A 6,035-nucleotide genomic window follows, 5' to 3' on the forward strand; every position below is an offset into this window, starting at 1 on the left:
ACCAACAAGGGCGTTCGCATCGCCGGTGGCGGCGATGTGGAAGTGCTGTCTGATCTTGGCGACCTTGTCACTGCAGGAACGGCCTTTGCGTCCGGCAATGGCGACATCAGCCTGTCGGCGACCGAGGGCAACATCTATGCGGGCACCTACACGGACATCTTCCAGGAAGAATACAAGAAGTCCCGCAGCTTCCTCTTTGGTTTGATCAGCGCATCCAGCCAGCTGAACACCATCGACCGCTACAACACCGGCACGGCGGCACTGGCAGCGCTTGATCTCAGCCTTGTTTCAGGGGCTGACACGACACTGGTCGGGGCAAACCTCTCCGCCGGTCAGAACCTCAACATCAATACCGGCGGTGACTTCTCCGTTCAGGCGGCGATCGACAGCCAGCGCCAGGAGTTCTTCTCTTCCGACATGGGCCCGGTCGTCATGACGACGATCCAGGAGAGCAGCTTTGTCGAGACGGCTGTCTTCACCAAACTCCTTGCGGGGCAGGGGATCAATCTCGACATTGGCGGCAAGGCGCTCCTTACGGTCTACACTCAGGCGGGCGTTGATGCGCCGAGCTTGAGCGACCTTTACCCGGAAGAGCTTCTGGCGCTGGAAGGCCTGCAGCTTTTGCAGGAAGACCTCGCCAACGAATATTTCTACGAAGAAACCGTCCAGATGAGCCCGGCCTTCAAGGCCCTGGTCTCCATTGCGATTGGTGCCTTCGTGGCTCCCTATCTCGTCGGGTCCCTTGCAACGGCCATTTCCGGGGCAATATCCAGCGCAACGGGCATCACATCCGGCAGTTTGCTGAGCGGCATCACGGGTGGACTGGAGGCCTTCACCTCCACCTTCCTTGTGGAGAGCCTTGATGCTGCTGTTTCCGGTGATTTCGATCTCGGAGACATCCTGAAAGATGCCGTCTTCTCCGGTGTATCGGCAGGCTTGACGTCCGGCATCGGTCTCGAAACGTTCGGGATAAACAAGGACACCAATCCGGCTCTCTTCGAGGGATTGCTTGGGAACTTCGGGAACAACAGCCTTTCCCTGGGCAACATTCTGGACGGCGCAATCGACGGCGCAATTTCGTCCGGCCTGTCCTCGGCGGTCTATGGCACCGATTTCTTGGAAGGCTTCTCGTCTTCCATGCTCAACACGATGGTGAACCTCACCCTTGCTGACGTTCAATATGAGATCGGGGAGTTGGGGGTCATCCGTGACGCAAATGGCGACCTCATCGAGACCAACAAGGCATGGGAAGGCTCCCTGCCGCATGCGCTCTTGCATGGTCTTGCAGGCTGTGCCGCAGGTGCCATCCAGAACGGCGGTCAGGGCTGCGCGGCGGGAGCTGCCGGCGGAATAGCGCAGAGCATTTTGGCCGGTTCGCTCAGCGGAACTCAATTGAGCGACGAACAACAGCAAAAATTCGCAAAGATTGTTGGTGCATTCTCCGGATTCCTCTTCTCCGGTGGCGACGGATCAAACGTCAGCATAGCTGCGCACATTGCTGAATCAGGACTTCGTAATAACCGTCTCCTTCATCGCAGCGAGATTGAATGGATCGAAGAAAAGGCGGACGAATTCCGTAACTGGATGTGTGAGAACCACGGTAAGTGCAGTCTGACGCTGGACGAAGCCAAGGGCATCTTGGCTGCTGAAACTCTTAAGGGGGTGTCTGAAAGCTTTGATTTGCACCGAGTGGCATTCGGTGATGAGGCTCGAGCTTTCATTGAAACCAATTACAACGGACCAGCGTCCGTCGATGGCCAGACAATGTTTGGTCAGTTGGAAAGGGGAAGTTCAGAATATCGACAGGAACTGATAAACGCCGACACCCTATTGAACCGGGTTGGCATATATGAACTCGCATCGTCACAATCCCGTTGGCCTCAGGGGCAGAACGTTACGCAAGCTGCTTTACAGGAGGTTTTAGCTGAGTATGCCGAGAACGGAAACAGTCCGCAGGCGGTTGCCTTTTTGGATGCGGTTGCTTCAAATCCGGGTAGGGCAAAATTGATGTTCGCTGCCTATGGCAGCGCAAAATCTTCTCTTGTACCAGTTTTGGCTTCAGATTTCGGAATTCAAAACTTAATTGGTGATCTGCCGGATACCATGCAGGCGGAAGTAAGGCTCGCTTATGTTAAAGGCTTGACAAGTAAACTCGATCTAACAGACGAAGAAGTTCAGGCTGCCATCTTGAATGCGAAATGGGGTCCGCTTCTTACCGCTGGTTTCGAAGAACTCCTTGAAGGTGTTGGCATTCTTGGGCCAGGAATGAGCCTTGCTACGAATTCGTTTGGTCAGACGATAGTTCGCGATGCGAATGGTGTTGAGTATAAGTCGATTAATCAGGCGAATTACTCTACCAATGTACCTAGGAATTTTTCAAATAAAAAGCAATTGGATGAACATTTTGCAAAGCATGGTGGAGAATTTGATGCGAATAGTTCGGAGGAATATTTGGAAATAGCTCAATATGTGCAAAAAAATGGCACTCCAGTACAATATCAGTACAAAGGTGAGACTCGTGTTGGATATGCTCAATACATGGGTAACAATCGAAAAGGCCAAGCGAAATTTGCGTTTGTTGGGACGAATAGCGACGGACACATAACAACGTTGCATGTGAAGAGTGGGAAGGACTTCTGGAAAACTATTAACGGCGATAAAGATGATAAGGTAATTCGTCCATATAATCCCTAGCGATGAGATTGATAATGCAAGCATACTTAAAGGCAATCTGTGATGATGTCGAAGAGGAGGTGACATTAGTAATCGGTACAATGGAAGTCGTATGTTTTGCGAGTGTCGTGCCATATGAACTAAAAGTAGGGCGTTCTTATCCGGTTGTATTTCAGGTGTTTCTCAATGATGAATACGATCTAAGGAAAAGTTCTATCGCAGAGGCTGGAATTGAACGGATAGACACGGGATTCGGATATAGACTGCGAGGTAGGTTGGTCGGAAATACGATTGAGTGTGGCCTCCCATTTGAAGATGATCATTTAGCTGACGAATATGGATATCTAGACGGAGAGCTAGTGGAATTAATTGTAGATAGAGTCGATGTAGAGTTTATTTGACTGTAATCGTAGTTTTATCGCTATATCGTTTCTCTGGATTAAGTGTGGTGCATTGGATAAACGCCATTTCGGCGGGATGTTGTAACATCCTTAGATGGCGATATCAGCCTGTCGGCGACCGAGGGCAACATCTTTGCAGGCACCTACACGGACATTTTTCAAGAACAAGTCAAGAAATCCCGCAGCTCCTTCTTTGGCCTGATCAGCAAATCCAGCCAGCTGAACACCGTCAACCAGTACAATACCGGCACGGCGGCACTCGCGGCGCTTGACCTCAGCCTTGTTTCGGGGGCGGACACGACGCTGATCGGGGCGAACCTTTCCGCCGGTCAGAACCTCAACATCAATACCGGCGGTGACTTCTCCGTTCAGGCGGCAATCGACAGCCAGCGCAAGGAGTTCTTCTCTTCCGACATGGGTCTCGTCACCATGACGACGATCCAGGAAAGCAGCTTTGTCGAAACGGCGGTCTTCACCAGGCTTCTGGCCGGGCAGGGCATCAATCTCGACATTGGCGGCAAGGCGCTCCTGTCGGTCTACTCGCAGGCCGGTGTCGATGCCCCGAGTTTGAGCGATCTTTACCCCGAAGAGCTTCTGGCACTGGAAGGCCTGCAGCTGCTGCAGGAAGAACTCGCCAACGAATATTTCTACGAAGAAACCGTCCAGCTCAGCCCGGCCTTCAAGGCTCTGGTGTCGATCGCGATTGGCGCGTTTGTGGCACCGTATCTGGTAGGGTCCCTTGCAACGGCCATTTCCGGAGCAATATCCAGCGCAACGGGCATCACGTCTGGCAGTTTGTTGAGTGGCATCACAGGCGGGCTGGAGGCCTTCGCCTCCACGTTCCTCGTCGAAAGCCTTGATGCTGCTGTTTCCGGTGATTTCGATCTCGGAGACATCCTGAAAGATGCCGTCTTCTCGGGCGTGTCAGCTGGTTTGACCTCAGGTATCAATCTCGACACGTTCGGCATCACAAAGGAAACCAATCCGGCTCTCTTCGACGGACTGCTTGGAAACTTCGGTAAAGGCAGTCTCTCGCTGGGTAACATCCTGGACGGCGCACTTGATGGAGCAATCTCGTCAGGCCTTTCCTCGGCGGTCTACGGTACTGACTTCCTGGAAGGCTTCTCGTCTTCCATGGTCAACACGTTGGTGAACCTGACCCTTGCCGATGCTCAATTCGAGATTGGGACACTGGGAATCAAGGAAGGATCATTTCCTCACATATTGCTCCATGGTCTTGCGGGCTGTGCAGCGGGAGCTGTTCAGAACGGTTCTGGTGGTTGTGCAAGCGGCGCAGCGGGAGCTGCAGCTGCCGAGTTGGTGGCAATTGCTTGGATAAATGATCAGCTGGATTCGGGGCGGTTTGATGGACTTTCTAGGAAGGAGCGCCTCAGGGAAGCGCAAAAAATCAGATCCGAGGTCATCAAAATTGGCCAGCTGTTTGGCGCTTTTGCCGGCTTCTTAACTTCTGGCGGCGAGGCCGAAAATGTAAATATCGGGGCCTCGGTCGGTGCCTCTGCAGTAGAGAACAATGTGTGCGGAACAGGAATCTGTGCAGCGTTAATTACTGGGTTAGTTGTTGTATTAACTGCCGCAGATTATGCGCTGACAGCATATGATGCATACGATCTGACCAGCACAGCGCTGGCCTGCGATCGGGGTGATTCAGGAGCTTGTGCTCGCGCCAAAGAGATGGCAACTGAGCTTGCTCAGGATACTGGCATTGAGCTCACAATAGGTGCACCTATTCCGGGGTCAAAGGTTGGTATCGAAATTATCCGATGGCTCAAAAAGTTGGATCTGGACCCCGATACCTTGGCTGCCATTGATCGGGCAATAGATGACAATAATATAAAGAGTAGTAAGGGAGTTGAAAGTCCTTATTCAGGAGGTGCGCATAAGGATACAAAGCACCCTGTGGGAGATAACTTAGATAGCCATCACTGCCCTGCGAAGGCCTGTTATAAGGATGCTCCGATTAGTTCAGAAGATGGTCCTGCAATCAAAATGGATCCTGCTGATCATAGACTGACCTCGAGTCGTGGAAGTAGCGCAGAAGCGAAAGCATACAGAGCTGAGCAGAAAAGGCTTCTAGATCAAGGGAAACTCGAAGAGGCTATTCAGATGGATATTGACGATATCCGCCGTATCGAAAACGAAATCGGGCAACCCGGCAAATACGATGGTGCAATCGAAGAGATGGTGGAATACGCGCGGACTCTTGATCCAGATGTTTTCCGAAATCGTTAAGGAGTATATAAATGGATTTGATCCCATTTTCCAGCGTATCAGCCGTGCCGACTGGGCAGGGTACTTTGATAGACATCACTTCAAATGATGACTTTATTGATATTTCGGAGAAATTTATTCTTTCAAATGTTCGTGGACGCAGGAAGCCATACTACGTTGGTTTACGAGCATTTTTGTTCGAAGCGAAAATTGCCTTCGAGTTTAATGACCAATACAAACTCCACTCGGTGGAATTTCGGCAGCCATATGATGTCCAGAATGCTAGTGCCCTTTATTTTCAGGGAAAAAATCTTTTGCAGGATAAGCTAATTAGTGCGCAGAGGATTTTGGAAGAGGCTAAAATATCTTTTGAAATCAGCGATGTAGGCATCGATGCCCCTGAAATTGGGCTTTCGTTCTATTCGGATAGTTTTGATGATAGTCTCGATGTTGATTTGGATTCCGTGACAGTGTTTTTGGCGCCGAATTTGCAGCGGTGATACTGTGCTCTGCCTTTCCTAATCCAATATTAGCCTGAATGTGATTGGGGCGACCGAAGCGCCTTATCCGTTGGGTTCATTCATATCTTTCTTCTCCTGCTTGACCGGAGTGGCAACTGGAAGCACAGGCGCGGCAACTGGGGAAGCCGCCGTAGGGCCTGCAGACGCTGCAGGAAGAGCTGGACACCCGCAAAAACCTCGCGCTGTTGGATGATTTCTGATTCACTGGCTT

General features: G+C 51.4%; 3 protein-coding genes and 2 pseudogenes. All 5 read left to right on the plus strand.

Annotated elements, in window-relative coordinates; genetic code table 11:
- Window positions 1-27: 27 nt before the first annotated feature.
- Window positions 28-2,694 (plus strand): annotated as a pseudogene (locus F0155_RS24145) (DUF637 domain-containing protein); the annotation flags it as partial.
- 14 nt (window positions 2,695-2,708) lie between these two features.
- Window positions 2,709-3,074: a hypothetical protein gene (locus F0155_RS21155; RefSeq protein ID WP_150526566.1), complete on the plus strand. Its 366-nt coding sequence runs from the start codon at window positions 2,709-2,711 to the stop codon at window positions 3,072-3,074.
- Between the two features lie 219 nt (window positions 3,075-3,293).
- Window positions 3,294-3,458, plus strand: a pseudogene (locus F0155_RS24150) (hemagglutinin repeat-containing protein); the annotation flags it as partial.
- 30 nt (window positions 3,459-3,488) lie between these two features.
- A complete protein-coding gene (locus F0155_RS21165) occupies window positions 3,489-5,324 on the plus strand; it encodes a DUF637 domain-containing protein (protein WP_150526567.1) in 1,836 nt (611 codons plus the stop codon).
- Between the two features lie 11 nt (window positions 5,325-5,335).
- Window positions 5,336-5,803 (plus strand): hypothetical protein, encoded by a 468-nt coding sequence (locus tag F0155_RS21170; protein WP_150526568.1) that lies wholly within the window; start codon window positions 5,336-5,338, stop codon window positions 5,801-5,803.
- The last annotated feature ends 232 nt before the right edge of the window (window positions 5,804-6,035 follow it).

The sequence above is a fragment of the Roseibium sediminis genome (genome assembly GCF_008711325.1).
GTDB lineage: Bacteria > Pseudomonadota > Alphaproteobacteria > Rhizobiales > Stappiaceae > Roseibium > Roseibium sediminis.